Origin of the sequence: Kitasatospora sp. NPDC007106 (genome assembly GCF_040634455.1) — a bacterium.
In the GTDB taxonomy this organism is placed as follows: domain Bacteria; phylum Actinomycetota; class Actinomycetes; order Streptomycetales; family Streptomycetaceae; genus Kitasatospora; species Kitasatospora arboriphila.
Map to the genome: position 1 here is coordinate 1 of NZ_JBEYFP010000028.1, position 21,647 is coordinate 21,647.

At 70.8% G+C, this 21,647-nt stretch carries 15 protein-coding genes; 2 read left to right on the forward strand and 13 right to left on the reverse strand.

The genetic code is table 11. The features are described from left to right. Positions 1-287 precede the first annotated feature (287 nt). From ABZ641_RS05515 to eccD, 9 genes are all read right to left on the reverse strand, one after another. Positions 288-1,973: a ribonuclease J gene (locus ABZ641_RS05515; RefSeq protein ID WP_344627260.1), complete on the reverse strand. Its 1,686-nt coding sequence runs from the start codon at positions 1,971-1,973 to the stop codon at positions 288-290. Between the two features lie 165 nt (positions 1,974-2,138). Next, positions 2,139-3,038, reverse strand: a complete 900-nt coding sequence (gene dapA / locus ABZ641_RS05520) for a 4-hydroxy-tetrahydrodipicolinate synthase (protein WP_344627259.1) — start codon at positions 3,036-3,038, stop codon at positions 2,139-2,141. A gap of 229 nt (positions 3,039-3,267) precedes the next feature. Further along, positions 3,268-3,996, reverse strand: coding sequence for an FAD-dependent thymidylate synthase (gene thyX, locus ABZ641_RS05525; protein WP_344627258.1), 729 nt, complete (start codon positions 3,994-3,996; stop codon positions 3,268-3,270). Beyond that, positions 3,993-4,454, reverse strand: a complete 462-nt coding sequence (locus ABZ641_RS05530) for a tetratricopeptide repeat protein (protein WP_344627257.1) — start codon at positions 4,452-4,454, stop codon at positions 3,993-3,995. Before ABZ641_RS05530 ends, thyX begins: the two co-directional genes overlap by 4 nt. Positions 4,455-4,461: 7 nt before the next feature. Continuing rightward, positions 4,462-5,208: a 4-hydroxy-tetrahydrodipicolinate reductase gene (gene dapB, locus ABZ641_RS05535; RefSeq protein ID WP_344627256.1), complete on the reverse strand. Its 747-nt coding sequence runs from the start codon at positions 5,206-5,208 to the stop codon at positions 4,462-4,464. Next, positions 5,205-6,572, reverse strand: coding sequence for a pitrilysin family protein (locus tag ABZ641_RS05540; protein WP_344627255.1), 1,368 nt, complete (start codon positions 6,570-6,572; stop codon positions 5,205-5,207). Before ABZ641_RS05540 ends, dapB begins: the two co-directional genes overlap by 4 nt. 94 nt (positions 6,573-6,666) lie before the next feature. Further along, positions 6,667-8,874 carry a polyribonucleotide nucleotidyltransferase gene (locus ABZ641_RS05545; RefSeq protein WP_344627254.1) on the reverse strand — a complete coding sequence of 736 codons (2,208 nt, stop codon included), beginning with the start codon at positions 8,872-8,874 and terminating at the stop codon, positions 6,667-6,669. 431 nt (positions 8,875-9,305) lie between these two features. After that, positions 9,306-9,596, reverse strand: a complete 291-nt coding sequence (gene rpsO / locus ABZ641_RS05550; protein ID WP_030274764.1) for a 30S ribosomal protein S15 — start codon at positions 9,594-9,596, stop codon at positions 9,306-9,308. A 139-nt stretch (positions 9,597-9,735) separates the two neighbouring features. After that, positions 9,736-11,205: a type VII secretion integral membrane protein EccD gene (eccD, locus tag ABZ641_RS05555; protein ID WP_359979392.1), complete on the reverse strand. Its 1,470-nt coding sequence runs from the start codon at positions 11,203-11,205 to the stop codon at positions 9,736-9,738. A 573-nt stretch (positions 11,206-11,778) separates the two neighbouring features. Between eccD and eccCa the strand changes: the two genes are divergently transcribed. Next, positions 11,779-15,732 (forward strand): type VII secretion protein EccCa, encoded by a 3,954-nt coding sequence (gene eccCa / locus ABZ641_RS05560; RefSeq protein ID WP_359979394.1) that lies wholly within the window; start codon positions 11,779-11,781, stop codon positions 15,730-15,732. A gap of 472 nt (positions 15,733-16,204) precedes the next feature. After that, positions 16,205-17,602, forward strand: coding sequence for an APC family permease (locus ABZ641_RS05565; protein WP_344627251.1), 1,398 nt, complete (start codon positions 16,205-16,207; stop codon positions 17,600-17,602). Positions 17,603-17,678: 76 nt separating this feature from the next. On the opposite strand, the gene mycP is transcribed toward ABZ641_RS05565, so the two are convergent. The 4 genes from mycP to ABZ641_RS05585 form a co-directional block, all read right to left on the reverse strand. Beyond that, positions 17,679-18,983 (reverse strand): type VII secretion-associated serine protease mycosin, encoded by a 1,305-nt coding sequence (gene mycP, locus ABZ641_RS05570; protein WP_344627250.1) that lies wholly within the window; start codon positions 18,981-18,983, stop codon positions 17,679-17,681. Positions 18,984-19,091: 108 nt separating this feature from the next. After that, positions 19,092-19,382 (reverse strand): WXG100 family type VII secretion target, encoded by a 291-nt coding sequence (locus ABZ641_RS05575; protein WP_344627249.1) that lies wholly within the window; start codon positions 19,380-19,382, stop codon positions 19,092-19,094. Between the two features lie 78 nt (positions 19,383-19,460). Then, entirely contained in the window at positions 19,461-19,763 is a 303-nt protein-coding gene (locus ABZ641_RS05580) for a WXG100 family type VII secretion target (RefSeq protein ID WP_344627248.1), read from the reverse strand. 180 nt (positions 19,764-19,943) lie between these two features. Beyond that, complete coding sequence (locus ABZ641_RS05585) at positions 19,944-21,530, reverse strand: type VII secretion protein EccB (RefSeq protein WP_359979400.1); 1,587 nt, start codon at positions 21,528-21,530, stop codon at positions 19,944-19,946. Positions 21,531-21,647 lie beyond the last annotated feature (117 nt).

Sequence of the window (21,647 nt, forward strand, 5' to 3'; positions counted from 1 at the left end):
GCTGTTGAGTTCTCAAGGAACGGACACTTCCTTCGGACCGCCTTCCAGCGGACCCTCCGGGCGTTTCGCTCTTTCGTGTTTCCAGCTTATCAGATGTTTTCCGCTCCGTTTTCCGGAGTCTGTTTCATCGGATTCGCTTTCGCCTTTCGGCGCTCCCGAACTCTATCAGAGTTCTTTCACCGGATTTACCGCCTCGAACTGAATTCGAGTGGTGCCGTCCGGCAGTGGGGCAACCCGGAGAACATTACGCCCCGGGTCGCCCCACGTCAAACCTGGCCCGGCGGGTTTCAGACCTCGACCACGACCGGGAGGATCATCGGCCGGCGGCGGTAGTTGTCCGCCACCCACTTGCCGATGGTCCGGCGCACCAGCTGCTGCACCTGGCGGACCTCCAGCACGCCGTCGCCCGCGGAGCGGGTGAGGGCCTCCTCCAGCTTCGCGACGACCGGGACGAAGGCGCCGTCGTCGATGCCGGAGCCGCGGGCCTGGATGGTCGGGCCGCTGACGATCTTGCCGTTGGTGGAGTCAACCACGACGAAGACGGAGATGAAGCCCTCCTCGCCGAGGATCCGGCGGTCCTTCAGCGAGGCCTCGGTGATGTCGCCGACCGAGGAGCCGTCGACGTACACGTAGCCGGCCTGGACCTTGCCGACGATCCGGGCGACGCCGTCCTCCAGGTCGACGCAGACGCCGTCCTCGGCGATGACGACCCGGTCCTTCGGCACGCCGGTGAGGATGCCGAGGTCGGCAGCGGCCCGCAGGTGGCGCCACTCGCCGTGGACCGGCATGAGGTTGCGCGGTCGGCAGATGTTGAAGAAGTACAGGAGTTCGCCGGCCGAGGCGTGGCCGGAGACGTGCACCTTGGCGTTGCCCTTGTGCACGACGTTGGCGCCCCAGCGGGTCAGGCCGTTGATCACGCGGTAGATCGCGGTCTCGTTGCCGGGGATCAGCGAGGAGGCGAGCACCACGGTGTCGCCCTCGACGATGCGGATCTGGTGCTCCCGGTTGGCCATCCGCGAGAGCGCGGCCATCGGCTCGCCCTGCGAGCCGGTGCAGACCAGCACGACCTTGTCGTCAGGCAGGTCGTCCAGCGTCTTCACGTCGACGATCAGGTTGCCGGGGACCTTGAGGTAGCCGAGGTCACGGGCGATGCCCATGTTGCGGACCATCGAGCGGCCGACGAACGCGACCTTGCGGCCGTGCGCGTGGGCGGCGTCCAGCACCTGCTGGATGCGGTGCACGTGGCTGGCGAAGGACGCGACGATGATCCGGCGCTGGGCGCTCGCGAAGACGTTGCGCAGCGCGGCGGAGATGTCCCGCTCGTGCGGGATGAAGCCGGGGACCTCGGCGTTGGTGGAGTCCACCAGCAGCAGGTCCATGCCCTCCTCGGCCAGCTTGGCGAAGGCCGGGAGGTCGGTGAGGCGGCCGTCGAGCGGCAGCTGGTCCATCTTGAAGTCGCCGGTGGCGACGACCGTGCCGGCCGGGGTGCGGACGGCGACCGCGAGGGCGTCCGGGATGGAGTGGTTGACCGCGATGAACTCGCAGTCGAAGGGGCCGATGCGCTCGCGCTCGCCCTCCTTGACCTCCAGGACGTACGGGCGGATCCGGTGCTCGGCGAGCTTGGCCTCGATGAGCGCGAGGGTGAGCTTCGAGCCGATCAGCGGGATGTCCGGGTTCTCCCGGAGCAGGTACGGGACGGCGCCGATGTGGTCCTCGTGCCCGTGGGTCAGGACGATGCCGTCGACCTTGTCGAGGCGGTCCCGGATGTAGGTGAAGTCCGGGAGGATCAGGTCGACGCCGGGCTGCTCGTCCTCGGGGAAGAGGACGCCGCAGTCGACGATCAGGATGCGGTCGCCGAACTCCATGACCGTCATGTTGCGGCCGATCTCGCCGAGGCCGCCGAGCGGGGTGATGCGGAGGGCGCCCTCCTTGAGTGCGGGAGGGGCGCCGAGTTCGGGGTGCGGGTGGCTCAAAAGACTCTCCTCACGACGCACGCCACATGCCCGGGATCGTCCGGCGCCATGGGGTGTGCGTCCATCGTTGGCTTCCTACGTACCAGGTGCCTCCGCGCCTTCGGTCCGGTCCAGCGGCAGGCCCTCGGGGGCCCGGCGAGCCGGGGCGCGTACGTCTGTTGTCTGCTAGAGGTGTACCCCGCCGGCGGCCAGATCCTGCTTCAGTTGCGCAATCTCCTCCGCGGTGGCGGAGACCAGCGGGAGGCGCAGCGGGCCCGCAGGGTGTCCCTGCAGGGTGAGCGCGGCCTTGCTGAGGATGACGCCCTGGGTGCGGAAGATGCCGGTGAAGACCGGCAGCAGGGACTGGTGGACGGCGGTGGCCTTGGCGGTGTCGCCCGCGGTGAAGGCCTCGATCATGGCCTTGAGCTCGGGCGTGACCACGTGGCTGACGACGCTGACCACGCCGACGGCACCGACCGAGAGTAGCGGCAGGGTCAGGACGTCGTCGCCGGAGTACCAGGCGAGGTCGGAGCGGGCGATCGCCCAGGAGGCGGCGCCGACGTCGCCCTTGGCGTCCTTGTTGGCGACGATGCGGGGGTGCTCGCCGAGCCGGACGAGCGTCTCGTGGCTCAGTGCGACGGCGCTGCGGCCGGGGATGTCGTAGAGCATGACGGGCAGCTCGGTGGCGTCCGCGATGGCCGTGGTGTGCCGGTACAGGCCCTCTTGCGGGGGCTTGCTGTAGTACGGCGTGACGGCGAGCAGGCCGTGGGCGCCGGCCGCCTCGGCCTGGCGGGCCAGCTCGACGCTGTGGTGGGTGTCGTTGGTGCCGACGCCGGCGACGATGTGCGCGCGGTCCCCGACGGCCTCCACCACCGCCCGGACGAGCTGGGCCTTCTCGGCGTCGCTGGTGGTCGGCGACTCGCCGGTGGTGCCGTTGAGGACGAGGCCGTCGTTGCCGGCGTCCACGAGGTGGGCGGCGAGGCGCTGGGCGCCGTCGAGGTCGAGCCCGCCGTCGGCGGTGAAGGGGGTGACCATCGCGGTCAGGACCCGGCCGAAGGGCGTCTGGGGGGTGGAGGTCGGAGCCATGCGTCCAAAACTACTCGTAGGCCACTGGGGGGCGGTCACGCCGGTCCACGGTTCGGACAGGATCGTGCGAGGTCGGCGGCGGGCCGTCGGGGTCGGAGCATGGGATTCCGGTGCTGCCCGCTCGGGGGTTCGGGCAGCACCGGAATCCGTGCTCCGAGCGTAGGGAGCGGGCGGAACCGCTGCAATCCGGACATGCCGGGCGGTCCGCCCGGATGCCCGTCTTCGCAGGTCAGGGGGCGACTCGGCCGTGCGCGTCGAAGGCCGCACGGGTGAGCGGCATCAGCTGCCCCCAGAGCTCCTCCATCTGCTCGGCGACCATCTCGATCTCCCGCTGCGGGAAGGACGGCACGGTGGCGTGCTCGTTCTTGGTGCGCAGCGAGAGGAAGTGCATGAGCGACCGGGCGTTGCAGGTGGCGTACATGGAGGAGAACAGGCCGACCGGGAGGACGGCGCGGGCGACCTCGCGGGCGACGCCGGCGGCGAGCATCTCCTGGTAGGCGCGGTAGGAGGAGCGGTAGGACTCCTCCATCGCCTCGGTGGTGACCTTGTGCTGCTCGGCGGTGCCCTCGACGAACTCGTACCGGCCGGGCTTGCCCTGCTGGACGAGGCGGCGCTCCGGGCCGGGGACGTAGAAGACGGGCTGCAGCTCGCGGTAGCGGCCGGACTCCTCGTTGTAGGACCAGCCGCTGCGGTGCCGGTGGAACTCGCGGAAGACGAAGATCGGCGCGCTGATGAAGAAGGTCATCGAGTTGTGCTCGAAGGGGGTGCCGTGGCGGTCCCGCATCAGGAAGTTGATCAGGCCCTTGGACTTCTCCGGGTCCTCGCCGATCGTCTCCAGGGACTGCTCGCCCTTGGTGGACACGCGGGCGGCCCACAGGACGTCGGTGTCGGTGGCGGCGCTGCGGACGAGTTCCACCGTGACGTCGCTGCGGAAGGTCGGGGCCAGGTCGTCGCTCACGCGGTGCTCCTCGTTTCGGTGGTGGTGCTGTGCAGCTTGATGGCGTGCTGCATGGCCTTGCGGGCACGCGGGGTGTCGCCGGCGTCGGCGTAGGCCACGGCGAGGCGGAAGAAGGCCCGCCAGTCGTGCGGGGAGGCCTCCGCCTCGGTCTTGCGGCGGGCGAAGACCTCGTCGGCGGAGGCCCGGTCGATCCGGCCGCCGGAGGTGCGGCGGAGTTCGTCGACGGGCAGGCCGCCCTCGGCCTCCAGCTCGCGGGCGAGCTGCTCGCTGGCCCGTCCGAAGCGGACGGTCTGGCGCAGGAACCAGATGCCGATCGGGGGGATGACGAAGGCGCAGACGCCGAGGCCGATGCCGAGCGGCTTGCCGGTGGCGACCAGTTGGACGCCCTCCCCCACGCAGAGCAGGGAGACCAGGACCAGGGCGGCGGCGAGCAGGAAGAAACCGGTGCGGGAGGTCATGCGGGGCTCACAGGTCCAGGAAGTGTTCGAGGCCGAGGGTGAGTCCGGGGGTGTCCACGACCTTGCGGACGCCGAGCAGGATGCCCGGCATGAAGCAGCTGTGGTGCAGCGAGTCGTGGCGGATGGTGAGGGTCTCGCCGGTGTCGCCGAACAGGATCTCCTGGTGGGCGAGCAGGCCGCGCAGCCGCACCGCGTGCACGGGGACGCCGTCCACGTCGGCGCCGCGGGCGCCGGGCAGCTCGTGGGTCGTCGGGTCCTGCTGGGGGGCGCGGCCGGCGTCCTTGCGGGCGGCGGCGATGAGCTGCGCGGTGCGAGTGGCGGTGCCGCTGGGGGCGTCGGCCTTGCGGTCGTGGTGGAGCTCGACGACCTCGACGGACTCGAAGTACTTGGCGGCCTTCTGGGCGAACTGCATGCCGAGGACGGCGCCGATGGAGAAGTTCGGGGCGATGAGCAGGCCGGTGGCGGGGCTCCCGGCGAGCCAGCCGCCGACGGTGGCGAGGCGCTCGTCCGTCCAGCCGGTGGTGCCGGTGACCACGTGGATCCCGTGGTGCAGGGCGTAGTCGAGGTTGCCCATGACGGCGTCGGGGTGGGTGAGCTCGACGGCGACCTGGACGCCGGCGTCGGTCAGCTCGGTGAGGTCGGAGCCGCGGCCGAGGGCCGCGACCAGCTCCATGTCGGGGGCGGCCTCGACGGCCTTGACGGCCTCGGAGCCGATCCGTCCGTTGGCGCCGATCACGGCGACGCGCAGTGTCATGCGGTTTCCTCCTGGGCGAGCACGTCGGCCACGGCTGCGGCCCGCTTGGCGTTGATCGGACCGATCAGGGCGAGCGACGGGCGGTGGGCCCCCAGCACATCACGGGCGACCGCCCGGACGTCGTCCAGGGTCACCGCCGCTATCTTCGCCAGCATGTCGTCCACCGACAGGTGGGTGCCGTAGCAGAGCTCGGCCTTGCCGATGCGGTTCATCAGCGAGCCGGTGTCCTCCATGCCGAGCACGGTGGAGCCGGAGATCTGGCCGATGGCGCGCTGGAGCTCCTCCTCGGTGATGCCGTCGGCGACGACCTTGGCGAGCTCCTGGCGGCAGATCGACAGCACCTCCTCGACCCGCTTGGGCTGGCAGCCGGCGTAGATGCCGAAGATGCCGCTGTCGGCGTAGGAGGAGGAGTAGGAGTAGACGGAGTAGGCGAGGCCGCGCTTCTCCCGGACCTCCTGGAAGAGCCGGGAGCTCATGCCGCCGCCGAGGGCGGCGTTGAGGACGCCCATCGCCCAGCGCCGCTCGTCGTGGCGGGGCACGCCCGGCACGCCGAGGACGAGGTGGGCCTGCTCGGTGGGCCGGTTGAGGACCTCGGTGCGGCCGGCGGTGCGCAGCGCCTTGACGCCGCGGCGGACGTCGGCGGGGTGGCCGGTGGAGCGGGCGAGGACGGGCGCGAAGGCCTCCTCGACGAGCTTGACGACCTTGCGGTGGTCGAGGTTGCCGGCGGCGGCCACGACCAGGTGCTCGGGCTTGTAGCGGCGCTTGTAGAAGCCGGCGATCTGGTCGCGGGTGAGGTTGGTGACGGTCTCCTCGGTGCCGAGGATCGGGCGGCCGAGCGGGCCGTCGCCGTAGATCACCTTGGCGAAGAGGTCGTGGACGACGTCGCCCGGGTCGTCCTCGGCCATGGCCATCTCCTCGAGGATGACGCCGCGCTCGGCGTCGACGTCCTCGGCGCGGATCAGCGAGCCGGTGAGCATGTCGCAGACCACGTCGATGGCGAGCGGCAGGTCGGTGTCGAGCACCCGCGCGTAGTAGCAGGTGTTCTCCTTGGCGGTGAAGGCGTTCATCTCGCCGCCGACGGCGTCCAGGGCCGCGGAGATCTCGAGGGCGCTGCGCCGGGCGGTGCCCTTGAAGAGCAGGTGCTCCAGGTAGTGGGTGGCGCCGTTGAGGACGGGCGTCTCGTCGCGGGAGCCGACGCCGACCCAGATGCCGAAGGTCGCGGAGCGGACGGTCGGCAGGGTCTCGGTGACGACCCGCAGGCCGCCGGGCAGGACGGTGCGGCGGACGGTGCCGGCGCCGTCGAGGCCCTTCAGCAGGGTCTTGGTGGTGCCGGGGCGCTGGTGTGCCGCGGAGGCCTGAGCCACCAGGGTGTACCTCTCGATCGGGGAAGAACAGGGTGCGGCCCGCACGCCGCGAGGGCGTGCGGGCCGCGGGAGGACTACCTCGTCACTCGGTGCGTCACTCGGAGGCGGCCTCGCCGCCCTCCTCGCCCTCGACCACGGGAACGAGGGAGAGCTTGCCGCGGGGGTCGATCTCGGCGATCTCGACCTGCACCTTGGTGCCGACCGCGAGCACGTCCTCGACGTTCTCCACGCGCTTGCCGCCGGCGAGCTTGCGGATCTGCGAGATGTGCAGCAGACCGTCCTTGCCGGGCATGAGGGAGACGAACGCGCCGAAGGTCGTGGTCTTCACCACGGTGCCCAGGTAGCGCTCGCCGACCTCCGGCATGGTCGGGTTGGCGATCTGGTTGATCGTGGTGCGGGCGGCCTCGGCGGCCGGGCCGTCGGAGGCACCGATGTAGATGGTGCCGTCGTCCTCGATCGTGATCTCGGCGCCGGTGTCCTCCTGGATCTGGTTGATCATCTTGCCCTTGGGGCCGATGACCTCACCGATCTTGTCCACCGGGATCTTGATCGTGATGATGCGCGGGGCGTACTGCGACATCTCGTCCGGAGTGTCGATGGCCTCGTTCATCACGTCGAGGATGTGCAGGCGGGCGTCCTTGGCCTGCTTCAGCGCGGCGGCGAGCACCGACGCCGGGATGCCGTTCAGCTTGGTGTCGAGCTGGAGGGCGGTGATGAAGTTGCGGGTGCCGGCGACCTTGAAGTCCATGTCGCCGAACGCGTCCTCGGCGCCGAGGATGTCGGTCAGCGTGACGTAGTGGGTCTCGCCGTCGATCTCCTGGGAGATCAGGCCCATGGCGATGCCGGCGACGGCGGCCTTCAGCGGCACACCGGCGTTCAGCAGCGACATGGTGGAGGCGCAGACCGAGCCCATCGAGGTGGAGCCGTTGGAGCCGAGCGCCTCGGAGACCTGGCGGATGGCGTACGGGAACTCCTCGCGGGAGGGCAGCACGGGCAGGATCGCCCGCTCGGCCAGCGCGCCGTGGCCGATCTCGCGGCGCTTGGGCGAGCCCACGCGGCCGGTCTCGCCGACGGAGTACGGCGGGAAGTTGTAGTTGTGCATGTAGCGGCGGCGCGTCTCCGGGGAGAGCGTGTCGAGCTGCTGCTCCATGCGGAGCATGTTCAGCGTGGTGACGCCCAGGATCTGGGTCTCGCCGCGCTCGAACAGGGCGGAGCCGTGGACCCGCGGGATCGCCTCGACCTCGGCGGCCAGGGTGCGGATGTCGGTGACGCCGCGACCGTCGATGCGGACCTTGTCCTTGATGACGCGCTCGCGGACGATCTTCTTGGTCAGCGCGTTGTAGGCGGCGCTGATCTCCTTCTCGCGGCCCTCGAAGTCCGGGAGGAGCTTGTCCGCGGCGACCGCCTTGATGCGGTCGAGCTCGTTGTTGCGCTCCTGCTTGCCGGCGATGGTGAGCGCCTGGGCGAGCTCGTCCTTGACCGCGGAGGTCAGGGCGGAGAGCACGTCGTCCTGGTAGTCCAGGAAGACCGGGAACTCGCCGGTCGGCTTGGCGGCCTGGGCGGCCAGCTGGGCCTGGGCGGCGCAGAGCACCTTGATGAACGGCTTGGCGGCCTCGAGGCCGGCGGCCACGACCTCTTCGGTCGGGGCCTCGGCGCCGTCGGCGACCAGCTTGATGGTCTTGTCGGTGGCCTCGGCCTCGACCATCATGATCGCGACGTCGCCGTCCGGCAGGGCGCGGCCGGCCACGACCATGTCGAAGACGGCGTCCTCGAGCTCCGAGTGGGTCGGGAAGGCGACCCACTGGCCCTTGATCAGCGCGACGCGGACGCCGCCGATCGGGCCGGAGAACGGCAGGCCGGCCAGCTGGGTGGAGGCGGAGGCCGCGTTGATGGCCACCACGTCGTAGAGGTGGTCCGGGTTGAGCGCCATCACGGTGACGACGACCTGGATCTCGTTGCGCAGGCCCTTGACGAAGGACGGGCGCAGCGGGCGGTCGATCAGGCGGCAGGTGAGGATCGCGTCCTCGGAGGGCCGGCCCTCACGACGGAAGAACGAGCCGGGGATCCGGCCCGCGGCGTACATGCGCTCCTCGACGTCCACGGTCAGCGGGAAGAAGTCGAAGTGCTCCTTCGGCTGCTTGGACGCGCTGGTCGCCGACAGCACCATGGTGTCGTCGTCCAGGTAGGCGACGGCGGAGCCGGCGGCCTGGCGGGCCAGGCGGCCCGTCTCGAAGCGGATGGTACGGGTGCCGAAGCTGCCGTTGTCGATGACGGCCTCGGCGTAGAACACGTTCTCTTCCACCTGGAAGATCTCCTCTTTCGTACGTCTCCGGTGGAGCGCCCCCCAGCGTCCGCCTGCCCGGCCCTGCGGGCCGGTCTTCGATCGAAGCCCCCGGGCGTCTGTCGACGACTCCCGGCGGCCACTACCGAGGACCGGCGCCTCTCGGCTGCCTGGTCGGCGGTCGCGTGTGGACGCTCCCCGGATGCGGGCGGCCTCCGTTTGAGGCCTGCGGCCCGCAGGGTGTCGGTCCTGCCCGGTGCCGTCCGCGCGTCGCGCGGTCGGGCACTTACCCGGGCATGCCCTTCACCTTACAAATTCACACCCTACCGAGCACGCCATTACCACGCGTGTGGCAGCGGTTCTTCCGCCCGGGGTGCGGTCCGCGCGGTGCTGCCGCGCGGATGCGCCGAAGGGCGGCCCCCCGGGAAGGGGAGCCGCCCCACGAAGCGGTGTCAGCGAGCGCCGCCCGCGGCGCCGCGGCGGATGCCGAGGCGGTCGACGAGGGTACGGAAACGCTCGATGTCCTTCTTGGCCAGGTACTGCAGCAGGCGGCGGCGCTGGCCGACCAGGATCAGCAGACCACGACGGGAGTGGTGGTCGTGCTTGTGGGCCTTGAGGTGCTCGGTCAGGTCCGAGATGCGGCGGGAGAGCATGGCCACCTGGACCTCGGGGGAGCCGGTGTCGCCCTCCTTCTGGCCGAACTCGGCGATGATCTGCTTCTTGACGTCGGCGGCGAGAGCCACGGCATCTCCTTCGGGGTGGCCGAGCGATCCCGGTAGACGACACAGGATCTGACAGAACTCGGACTGACCAAGCGTACCAGCGCCCGCCGGCGTCCCCTGTCGCGGGGTGCCGGCGGGCGCCGGGTCGGGTGCGGCGGCGTCAGCTGGTGGCGCCGCGGACCAGGGCGTAGATGTTCAGCACGGCCAGCGCGAGCGGGACGAGCGAGATCAGCATCAGGCCGTCCACCATGTCCAGGATCCGCCCCCAGAAGGGGGAGACGCCGAGGCGGGGGACGATCAGCGCGATCGCGGTGAGCAGGGCGGCGCCCACGGCGATCGAGGCCGACAGCCAGACGGTGCGCAGATCGAGCGAGCTGCCGGTGCCGCCCTCCTGCAGCTGCTCCAGGATGAACAGCGGGGTGTGCAGCGAGAGGCCGAGGATCAGCAGGGCGAGCCCGATCAGGCCGGCGATGGTGAGGCTGAAGACCTGCGCGGTGTAGCGGAACAGCCGGGCGCGCAGCATGGTCGAGATGCCGACGGCCAGGGCGAGCAGCTCGGCGAAGGCGGAGTCGCTGAAGCCGAGCACGGCGCAGGCGCCGATGACGGTGGCGGAGCAGCCGCCGACCAGGCCGACGAGGACCTCGTGGCCGCGGCGGGCCTGGTGGGCGATCCGCTCGTACTGCACGGTCTCGGTGCGGCTGCCCTCCTCGCCGTAGGCGCTGCCGCGGGTGCGGGTCTGGCCGGGCGGGCTGAAGCCGACGGGGAGGCGGGCGAAGCGGGCGGAGAGGGCCGGCAGGAAGCCGACCGCGGCGACCGCGGCGACACCGGTGACGGCGGCGATGTGGGTGGCCGGGGTGCCGTCGAGCAGCACGGCGGCGAAGGTCGCCAGGGTGCCGGCGGCGGCGAGGAAGGAGGAGGCGACGAAGACCGAGTCCTTCTCCGGCAGCAGGCCGACGAGCAGCACCGAGACGACGAGGACGGCGACGCAGCCGACGAGGAACTGCAGCCGGCCCGGGCCCTCGCCGGCGTTCGCGACCGGGACGGCGCCGGAGCCGGCGATCAGGGCGTGCGGCAGGGCGCCGAGGCCGAGCGCGAGGCCGGCCGCGTGGTCGTCGTAGACCCGGGCGCGGACGCCGGCGAAGGTGACCAGGACGACCGCGGTGACGCCGGAGAGGATGCCGGCCAGGCCGTGCATGTCGTGGCGCAGGTCGGAGAACCAGAGGGCGAAGCCGAGCAGCACCAGCATCACGGTGGCGCCGATCAGGCCGAAGGCCCGCATCAGGTCGGGGCTCCAGAACCGGCGGTCGGCCTCGACGGCGCTGGCGACGGCGTCGGCCACGTCGTCGTAGACCGCGGGCGGCAGCGACTCGGCGAACGGGCGCAGGCTCAGCAGGTCGCCGTCGCGGACCTGCTGCGCGGCCAGCGGCAGGCCGCTGTCGAGCACGGTGCCGTCCCGGCGGACGAGGTGGAAGCCGGTGGGCGTGCCGTCGACCTGGGTCTGCCCGGTGAGGCGCAGCACCTCGGGGTAGATGTCGGCGAGCGGAACGTCCTCGGGCAGGGCGACGTCGATCCGGCTGTCGGGCGCGACGACGGTGACCCGGCAGAAGCCGGTCGTTGCACTGGCGCTCATGCGGCCACCTCCGCGAGCCCTGAGGCCGCTTCGCGCCATGCGCACCTCTTGACTGTCCGCTCGCTCACCGGCGCTCCCCCTTGTCGGATATGCCTGCTCGTCAGCTCTTGGTTCGATTGCGCCCTCCTACGGACCGGTCCGGAACTGACACGGTCCGGGGCGGAGTTGGCGCGGCGTTACCCTACCGCCCGCGGAGGTGCGGCTGCGGTCCGGCCCCGCCCGAATTCGCCGCAGGCCGCGGGGGGCGGCGAATTGCCGTGCAACGGTGTGCTGTTGTGGAGGGGATTCGACGATTCGTACCGGAAATCTCCTCGGCTGACCCCGTGGTCGAACCGTCCCGGCTGCCCAGTAGGATCGGCCCCTGCGCAAGGCGTACGGGGGCCCGGCTGGTGCAGGAACCCTCTGATGTGCGTCTGCGGTCGGCGGAGCGGGGGCGGCGTCATCGCACGGGGCGCCCTCACCCGTACGTAATCGGTGTGCGTGAGGGTTGGTGCCAGTGAGCGAGCGAAGCGAACGGGCCGTCAAGGGGTCCGGGTTCCGCGCAGCGGCCGCCGGGCGGAGCGGGGCGGTCGCATGAGTGTGGTGACGGTGAAGCGTCCGCCGCGGGCGTACCCGCCCCCGGTGCCGGACGAGCCGGTGGAGCTGGTCGCCCCTCCGGAGCTGCCGCGTTCCGGCGGCGAGGACTGGATGATGTCCTTGCTGCCGCTGCTCGGCATGGGCGGTTCGGCGGCGTTCTTCTTCTCCCCCGGCGCCCAGGGCCCGATGAAGATCATGGGTGTCCTGATGGTGGCGTCGACCGCGGGCATGGCGGTCGCGCAGATCGTCAAGGCGCGGCGCGGCGGCAACGCCGGTACCGCGGACGAGCGCCGCGACTACCTCAAGTACCTGCAGCAGATGCGCCGCCAGGTCCGCCGCACGGCCGAGCGGCAGCGCGGTGCGCTGCTGTTCACGCACCCCGAGCCGGACCAGCTGTGGTCGATCGTCGCCGAGGGGCGGCGGCTGTGGGAGCGCCGGCCCACCGATCCGGACTTCGCGCAGGTGCGCCTCGGCACCGGTCCGCAGCAGCTGTCGAGCCCGATCGTGGCGCCGCAGACCGCTCCGCTGGACGAGCTGGAGCCGCTGGCCGCCGAGGCGATGGGCACCTTCATCAAGTCGCACGGCACGCTGCAGGACCTGCCGCTGGCGGTCTCGCTGCGCGCCTTCTACCACATCACGGTCTGCGGCGATCCGGACACCGTGTACGGCAACGTGCGGGCGATGGTCGCCCAGTTGACGACGCTGCACTCGCCGGACGACCTGATGGTCGCCGTGGCGGCCGCGCCGGGCGCGGTCGACGAGTGGGAGTGGGCGAAGTGGCTGCCGCACACCCAGCACCGCAAGGAGAACGACGGCGCCGGTTCGCGCCGTCTGATCTCGACCGGCCTCGGTGAGCTGGAGGAGCTGCTCGCCAAGGAGCTGGACGGCCGCAAGGGCTTCTCCCGGGACAACGTGCCGAGCGCCGACAAGCCGCACCTGATCGTGGTCATGGACGGCGCCGCGGTGCCGCACGACTCGGTCCTGGCCGGCCCGGAGGGCGTCGAGGGCGTCACCGTGATCGAGGTCGTCCCCGGCGACCTGGACGAGCCGAGCGGCCACCTGGTCATCACGGTGGGCAAGGACGGCCTGCTGCTGGAGTCGGCCTCCGGTGCCTCGTACTCCGGCCGGCCGGACACCCTGTCGGCGTGGCAGTCGGAGGCGCTGGCCCGCCAGCTGGCGCCGTTCCGGGTGTCCGCGGGCGGCGACGACGGCGACCCGTCGCTGGTGTCGATGGACTTCACCGAGATGATGAACACCGGCGACCCGGGTTCCTTCGACCCGGCCCGGCACTGGCGGCCGCGTCCGATGGCGGAGAAGCTCAAGGTGCCGCTGGGCGTCGGCCAGAACGGCGAGTACGTCTGGCTGGACATCAAGGAGGCCTCGCTCCAGGGCATGGGCCCGCACGGCATGTGCGTCGGCGCGACCGGTTCCGGCAAGTCCGAGGTGCTGCGCACCATCGTGCTGGCGCTGGCGGTGACGCACTCCTCCGAGGTGCTGAACCTGGTCCTCGCGGACTTCAAGGGTGGTGCCACCTTCGCCGGCATGGCGGAGATGCCGCACACCGCGGCCGTGATCACCAACCTGGAGGGCGAGGCGACCCTCATCGACCGCATGCGCGACGCGATCGAGGGCGAGATGAACCGCCGTCAGGAGCTGCTGCGCGCGGCGGGCAACTACGCCAACATCAACGAGTACGAGCGGGCCCGCGCGGCGGGTGCGGCGCTGGACCCGCTGCCCTCGCTGCTGATGATCATCGACGAGTTCTCCGAGCTGCTCACCGCGAAGCCGGACTTCATCGACCTGTTCATCCAGATCGGCCGCATCGGCCGTTCGCTGGGCATGCACATGCTGCTGGCCTCGCAGCGACTGGAGGAGGGCAAGCTCCGCGGTCTGGACACCTTCCTCTCCTACCGGCTGGGTCTGCGCACCTTCTCGGCCGCCGAGTCGCGGGCCGCGATCGGGGTGCCGGACGCCTACCACCTGCCGCCGATCCCCGGCGTCGGCTACCTGAAGTTCGGCTCCGACGTGATGGAGCGCTTCCGGGCCGCGTACGTCTCCGGCCCGTACCGGCCGCCGGGCCAGCAGCGGACCAGCGGCGGCCAGGTGATCACCGCGCAGCCGGTGCTGTTCACCGCCGCCGAGGTGCCGGTCGTGGAGCCGGTGGTCGAGGAGGTGGTCGAGGAGGTCGAGGAGATCGACGACTCGCTGCTCGACACCATGCTGGACGTCTTCGTGCAGCGCATGATCAGCCAGGGCCCGCCGGCCCACCAGGTGTGGCTGCCTCCGCTGGAGGAGGCGCCGAGCATCGACGGCCTGGTGCCGCCGCTGCAGGTCACCGCGGAGCGCGGCCTGACCTCGCCGGAGTTCGGTGCGCTCGGCCGCCTGGTGGTGCCGGTCGGCATCGTCGACAAGCCGCGCGACCAGCGCCGCGACGTGATGTACCAGGACTACTCGGGCGCGGCCGGCCACGGTCTGATCGTGGGCGGTCCGCAGTCCGGCAAGTCCAACATGGTGCGCACCCTGGTCTCCGGGTTCGCGGTCACGCACACCCCCGTCGAGGTGCAGTTCTACCTGCTGGACTTCGGCGGTGGCGCGTTCGGTGCGCTGGCCGGTCTGCCGCACGTCGGCGGGGTGGCCGGACGCCTGGACGTCGAGAAGGTGCGCCGCCTGGTCAGCGAGGTGCACGGGGTCCTGAACCGCCGCGAGGAGCTGTTCCGCTCCGCCGGCATCGACACCGTCACCACCTACCGCTCGCGCCGCGCGGCCGGCCAGCTGCCGGACGAGCAGTTCGGCGACGTCTTCCTGATCATCGACGGCTGGCTGACCTTCAAGCAGGAGTACGAAGTCCTCGAGCCGGTCATCAACGACATCGCGCAGCGCGGTCTGACCTACGGCGTACACGTGATCGTCACCGCGGCGCGGTACGCGGAGGTGCGGCCGGCCCTCAAGGACCTGCTGCAGAACCGCACCGAGCTGCGCCTCGGCGACTCGATGGAGTCGGAGATCGACCGCAAGGTCGCGGTCAACGTCCCGGCGGGCTCGCCCGGCCGCGGCCTGACCGCGGCGAAGCTGCACTTCCTGTCCGGCCTGCCGCGCCTGGACGGCTCGTCGACGACCGAGGACCTGGCGGACGGCGTGGCCGACCTGGTGGCGCAGATCGACGCCGCCTGGACGGGCCCGCGCGCCCCGCAGGTCCGCATGCTGCCGGCCGTCCTGGACGGCAACGCGCTGCCCAAGGGCTTCGAGCACCCCGAGCTGGGTGTGGCCTTCGGTGTGGACGAGGTCGAGCTCGCACCGGTCTTCGTCAACTTCGAGACCGACCCGCTGTTCATCGTCTTCGGCGAGAGCGAGTCCGGTAAGTCGGCGCTGCTGCGGATGCTCGTCAAGCAGATCACCGAGCGGTACACCCCGGACCAGGCGGGCATCGTGGTCGGCGACTTCCGCCGTTCGCTGCTCGGCGTGGTGCCGCAGGAGTACCTGGTGGAGTACGCGGCGGCGGCGCCCGCGATGTCGGCGGCCGTGGAGATGCTCCGCGGCGCCTGCTCGCGCCGTCTGCCCGGCCCGGACGTCACGCCGGAGCAGCTGCGCAACCGCAGCTGGTACAGCGGCAAGGACATGTTCGTGATCGTGGACGACTACGAGCTGGTCGCCACCTCCTCGGGCAACCCGATGGCGCCGCTGGCCGAGTTCCTGCCGTTCGCCCGCGACATCGGCCTGCGCGTGATCATCGCGCGCAGCGCCGGCGGTGCCGGCCGCTCGCTGTTCGAGCCGGTCATGCAGCGCATGCGCGAGCTGGGCGGCCAGGGCGTGCTGCTCTCGGGCGACAAGAACGAGGGCGCGCTGCTCGGTACGGTCAAGCCGCAGCCGCTGCCGCCGGGCCGCGGTGTGTTCGTCTCCCGGCGGATCGCCGCCGGCCAGACCCTGCAGACGGGCTGGCTGCCGACCCCGTAGCGGTGACGTCGCGTGACCGGAAGGGCCGGACTCCTCGGAGTCCGGCCCTTCCGGCATTCCAGGCCGTGGACGGTGCCAGAACGTTACCTACTTTTTTGCCGCGCCCTGCTGCGGTTCCCGCACCGGCCGGGGCGGCCGCCGGGACCCGGAGAGGCTACCTTCATTCATATGAATGAATCACGACCTAAGGCTTTGATTCATAGATCAACACCGACAGTTCATCTTTGATTCAATCTTCATCCATCGGAGTTGACAGAATCGGACAAAGGTGAGCTTTGCCACAGGCGGCCACCGGATCGCATGTTTATGCGGCGGACGGCAACGGATTCCGAAGCTGATCGCGCGTTGACGAAGGCAAAACGGAGCGGTTCCATGGCGTCTCGGGAGCGACCGAAACACCACGTCAGCGAACGCCCGTCGGAGGCGATAGCGCTCCCACCCCCAGAACCCCCGCACGTCGATCGGATGCCCCATGACCGACACGCTTCGCCCGCCACTCGCCGTAGTCGAGACTCCGACGGACGGCGGTCCCAAGAAGCTCACCCGTTCGATCGGTGTCGTGGGTGGAACCCTGCTCACGCTCTCCTGCGTGACGCCGGCGTCCTCGCTGTTCGTCATCGTGCCCGAGCTGTTCTCCTCGCTCGGCACCTTCACCGCCATGTCGATCGCCATCGGCGCGCTGATCTGCATCGCGGTGGCCTTCTGCTACTCCGAGCTCGGCACCCTCGTCCCCAGCGCCGGCGGCGAGTACGCCATGGTCGGCACCCTGGCCGGGCGCTTCGCGGGCTGGCTGGTGTTCATCCAGTCGCTGATCGTCGTGATGATCGTGCCCTCGCTCATCGCCATCGGCACCGCCGACTACCTGGCCCCCATCGTCCACGTGGACGCCCGCTGGGCCGGCGCGGCCGTGATGATCGCCGCCACCGTCGCCGGCCTGCTGGACCTGCGCGCCAACGCCTGGATCACCGGCATCTTCCTCGTCCTCGAGGTCATCGCCGCCGGCGTGGTCGCCTTCCTCGGCTTCGGCCACGCCGAGCGCGGCGCCGGCAGCCTCTTCCACGGCTCGGTCGTCACGGACGGCGCCACCGGGGCCGTCGGCCTCGGCGCGATCGTCGCCGCGATGGGCACCGCGCTCTTCGTCACCCAGGGCTTCTCCACCGCCATCTACCTCTCCGAGGAGCTGGAGAACCCGCGCCGCAACGTCGCCCGCACCGTGCTGTGGACGCTGGCCCTGTCGGTCGTCATCATCATCGTCCCGGTGGTCGCGATCACCCTGGGCGCCCCGGACCTCGCCGCCCTGAGCGCCGGCAACATCTCCGACCTGGTCACCGGCTGGAGCAACTCCGCGGTCGGCACCTTCATCAGCCTCTGCGTCGCCCTGGCGATCATCAACGCCGGCATCGTCATGGTCATCCAGAACTCCCGGGTGCTGTTCGCCTCCGGCCGCGACAAGGCCTGGCCCGAGCCGGTCAACCGCGCCTTCGGCACCCTCAACCGGTTCAGCGCCCCCTGGGTCTCCACCCTGGCCGTCGGCGTCCCCGGCGCGGTGCTCTGCTTCGTCCCGCAGGAGCAGCTGACCAACATCACCGGCGTCGCCGTCACCGCCCTGTACCTGCTGGTGGCCGTGGCCGCGCTGTTCTCCCGCCGGGCCCACCACAAGCACGCACCGGCCTGGCGCCAGCCGCTCTGGCCCGTCCTGCCGGTCCTGCTGACCGTCGGCCTGGTCTACCTGCTGACCCAGCTCGACGTCACCGCCCTCAAGTGGACCGGCGGCATCACCGTCGTCGCCAGCCTCTACTGGCTGTTCTACCTGCGGCCCCGGCAGGCCGACCGCTGGGTGATCACCCTGCCCGAGGACGAGCAGGTCTGACCCGGCCCCGCGCACGACGGAAGCGGCCCGACCCCCTCAGCAGGGGGCCGGGCCGCTTCCGTCCGTCCGGTGGCGCTCAGCCCTCGTGGCGGCGCCGGCGGTCGCGCAGCACGACCGAGCCGCCGGCCAGCGCGGCGACCGCGAGCACGCCGCCGCCGAGCACGAAGGTGCCGGTGCGGCGGTCCCGGTCCGCCTGGGTCTCGGCGAGGCCGAGCGGCTGGGCCACGACCGGCGCCCGGTCGATGGCGAGCTTCGGATCCTCGTGCGGCTCGGCGGCCTGCTCGTCGCCGCTCTGCACGGCCTTGACCGGGTCGACGACGCCCCAGCCGATGAACTTGTTCGCGCCGCGCTGGGTGCGCTGGGCGGTCTGCTCGATCCGGGCCCGGACCTGCGCCGGGGTCCAGTCGGGGTAGGCGCCCTTCAGCAGGGCCGCCACGCCGGCCACGTACGGGGAGGAGAAGCTGGTGCCGTTGTCGACGCACTGGCCGCCGGCCGGCACCGTCGACAGCATGTCGACGCCCGGGGCGGCGATGTCGACGAACTGGCCGTACTCGGAGAACGGCGCGCGCTCGTTGTTGCGGTCCGAGGCCCCCACGGCCAGCACCGTCTCGAACGCCGCCGGGAAGGTGTCGCCCTCGCGGCCGTCGTTGCCGGACGAGGCGACCACCACCACGCCCTTGCGATCGGCGTCCTCCACGGCCGCCTTCAGCTGGTCCTTCAGCGCGAAGTCGTTGGAGTCGCCCTCCGCCCGGACGTCCTGCGAGATGTTGATGACGTCGGCGCCCTTCGCCACGGCCAGGTTGATCGCGGTGATCAGGCTCTGCACGGAGCCGCTGCCCTGGTCGTCGTTCTGCTTGATCGAGAGGATCGCGGCGCCCGGTGCGAGGCCGACGAAGCCCGTCCCGGTGATCGGCTTGGCGGCGATGATGCCGGCCACCTTGGTGCCGTGGCCGACGGTGTCGTTCTTGCCGTCGTCCTTCTCGCCCTGCTGCTTGGGGGGCAGCAGCGAGGTGCCGTCCTCCACCTTGTCGGCGAGCTGCGGGTTGCGGTCGTTCACGCCGGTGTCGATCACCGCGACCTTGACCGGCTCGCCCTTCTTGCCGCCGGGCCCGTCCTTGGCGAACCTGCCCGTCCGGCCGTTCTTCCAGAGCTCGTTCAGCAGCACCCGCTGGAGCGCCCACGGGGTGCCCTGGACGTTCTCGGACGGGAACTTGCACTCGCCGGCCGCGGCTATGCCGATCGGAGACCAGCGCGGCGCGCTGTCCGAGCCCGACGGCGCGGGCGTCGGCGTGGCCGCGTACGCCGGACCCGCGACGAGCGAGCCGACCACCCCCAGCACCACGGACGCGGCGGCCGCCCTGCGGAACGTACCCAACGACACCTGTCTTCCCCTCATGATCCCGATGCCGTGCGCGTCAGTACGCGCGAGGGGCGGGCGCCCGGTCGGACGCCCGCCCACACTGTCGCCGTGTCGCACGGCGGCCGGGCCTCAGCCCCAGACGGCCGTGTTCTTGGACTCGGTCGACTGGTAGCTCTGCGCGGCGTTGTCCAGCGAGGTGGCGATCTGGCCCAGGACCTGCTGCAGGTCGGCGGCCTTGGCGTCCCACTCCTGCTGGCGGGCCTGGTAGCCCTCCTGCGCCGCACCCTCCCAGGTGGAGGCGATGCGCTGCACGCCGGCCTTCAGCTCGTCGAGCTGCGACTGGATGCGCTGCGCGGTCTGGCGGATCTCCGACGACGCGTTCTGGATCGTCGAGAAATTGACGAGAATGTGGTCACCCATGATGTCTCCTAGTCGATGGAATCTGCGCGGACCGGCGAACCGGCCGCACTACGGCCGAGGTCCTGCGGACCCGAGAACTCAGTGACCGAGCCCGGACATCGAGGACTGCTGCTCCTGCTCCGTCTGCGCGTAGAGCTTGGTGGTCGTCTCGATCGCCTGCTTGATCTCGTCGAGCACCTTGTTGAGCGCGGTCGCGTCCTCGTTGAACCGGGTCTGCATCTGCTGGTAGGCCTGGGCCGCCTGGCCCTGCCAGCCAGCCTTGATCGAGTCGACCAGCGCGTTGAGCCGCTGAATCTCGCCCTGGACCTGCGCGTTCACCTCACCGATGCGGTTGGCGAAGGCATTCATTTCCTCAGCGGTCGTCTTGAACTGACCAGCCATGATCCACCGTCCCCCATGAGACAGACAATTACTTCGGATGGTCCTGATACGGCCCACCCGGTGACACCACGTTGCGGTGTCCCCAGCACTTTAGCCGCCGTTTGCAAGCGGCCCAACACCGGAGTACCGGTAGTTACCAGACCATGACACGGCCTACCGCACACCTGCACTGACGATACGTCACGCGGTCTGCGCGGTCTCCGCCGCCTTGGAGCTGAGCGCGCCGCCGGCCGGCACCAGGATCGACCACTGCAGCGGAACCCGGCTCGGCGCAACGGACTTGTAGCCGAGGCGGGCCTGCGAACCGTTCTCCTCGTCCTTGCCCTGCGCCTGCTGCTGCCCCGCGCTCGGGGCGGGCGAAGGACCGGTGCCGCCGTCGTTGTTGGCCTGCAGCGAGTACCGCAGACCGGTCTCGGTGATCAGGAAGGTGGTGCCGGAGGTGTCCTGGGTCTCCGGACCGGCCTGGCCGTCCACCGCGCGGTACAACAGGCCGTGGCCGGGCGTCACATGGGCGCTCGCGGAACCCAGCGGCACCTTGGCCGGGTAATCGGTGTGCGCCCAGACGGTGCGCTTGGGCTGGCCCTTGTCGCCGTAGCCGGCGAAGGTGCTGCAGATCACCGAACGGGTGCCCTTGGGGCCGGTGTTGAGCGGCAGCTGCGGCTTGGCGTCCGGCAGGTCGGTCGTGTCCAGCATGTCCTTGCTGACCTTGGCTGTGAGGTCGGCGGAGTCGGCCGGCGGCAGTTCCGCGGCCTTCGGTACGGAACCGCCGTACACGGCCCGCAGGTCCGGGTTGTTGCGGATCACCTCGGCCTGGAAGGGCGTGATCTCGAACAGCTTCTCCTTGCCCACCACGTAGTAGGTGTTCTGGAAGACCAGCAGCCGCCCGACGAAGGCCTCTTCGGTGTTGGTGAGCTTGACGTTGGAACGGGTCTTCGCCGAGGACAGGTCGGGGATCGTCGGGAAGTCGATGACCGCGCCGGACTCCAGGGTGTCCAGCCACGCCTTCGTCACCTGCTGCGGCTCCACGTTGACGCCGAACAGGCCGTTCTCCAGCGCGATCCGCCGGCTGCCCTCCAGGTTCACCTTGCCCACGGCGTGCTTGACGCCGAACATGTCGACCAGGAACTTGCTGCCGACGTCACCCTTGCGCAGCGGCGGCTCCTGGACGTACAGCCCCTGCCCCTCCTGCAGCACCATGCCCGGGTCGGCCAGCGTCTTCGCCTCGTTGCCGGCCGCGACGAACACGGCCTGGTTGATGCTCGCCTGGCTGGTGTCCACACCGGGCCGGTCGCAGACCGACCAGAGCTTCGCCTCACCGGCGTCGGCGGCCGACGGAAGCTTGTCCGGCGCGTACGGGATGCCGATGGTGGCGCCGTGGTTCTTGTAGTTGTCCAGCACCTTGTCGGCGACCTGGACGACCTTGGAGCCGGCCGGCAGCAGCAGCTTCGCCGACGACATGTTGAGGACCTGGTGCAGCACCTTCTCGTGCGTCTGCGGGTCCTCCAGCACCACGTACCGGGTGGTGGACTCCTTGCCCTGGATGATGTTCTTGCCGTCGTCCCAGTTCAGCGGGGCACTGGGCTTGATGACGCCCCACATGCCGAAGCCGGCCACCGCGACCGCAGCGACGACGAAGCTCGGCAGCACGGCGCGCACCGGACGCGGCGCGTCCTCGTCGTTGCCGCCGCCCCCGGGCTGCAGGAACGCCCCCACCGTCCGCCGCCGCGCGAAGTTGTACGCGTTCAGCTCGTCCCTGCGTGATGCCATGCTCCCCGTCTCCCCTGTGTGTCCGCGCCCGTACTGCCGTCAACGCGCGCTCGCCGTGCGTGAGTCTGCCACCCGGCGGGCACCGTGTGCGCCGAACCCTCTACGATGCCGCAGCAG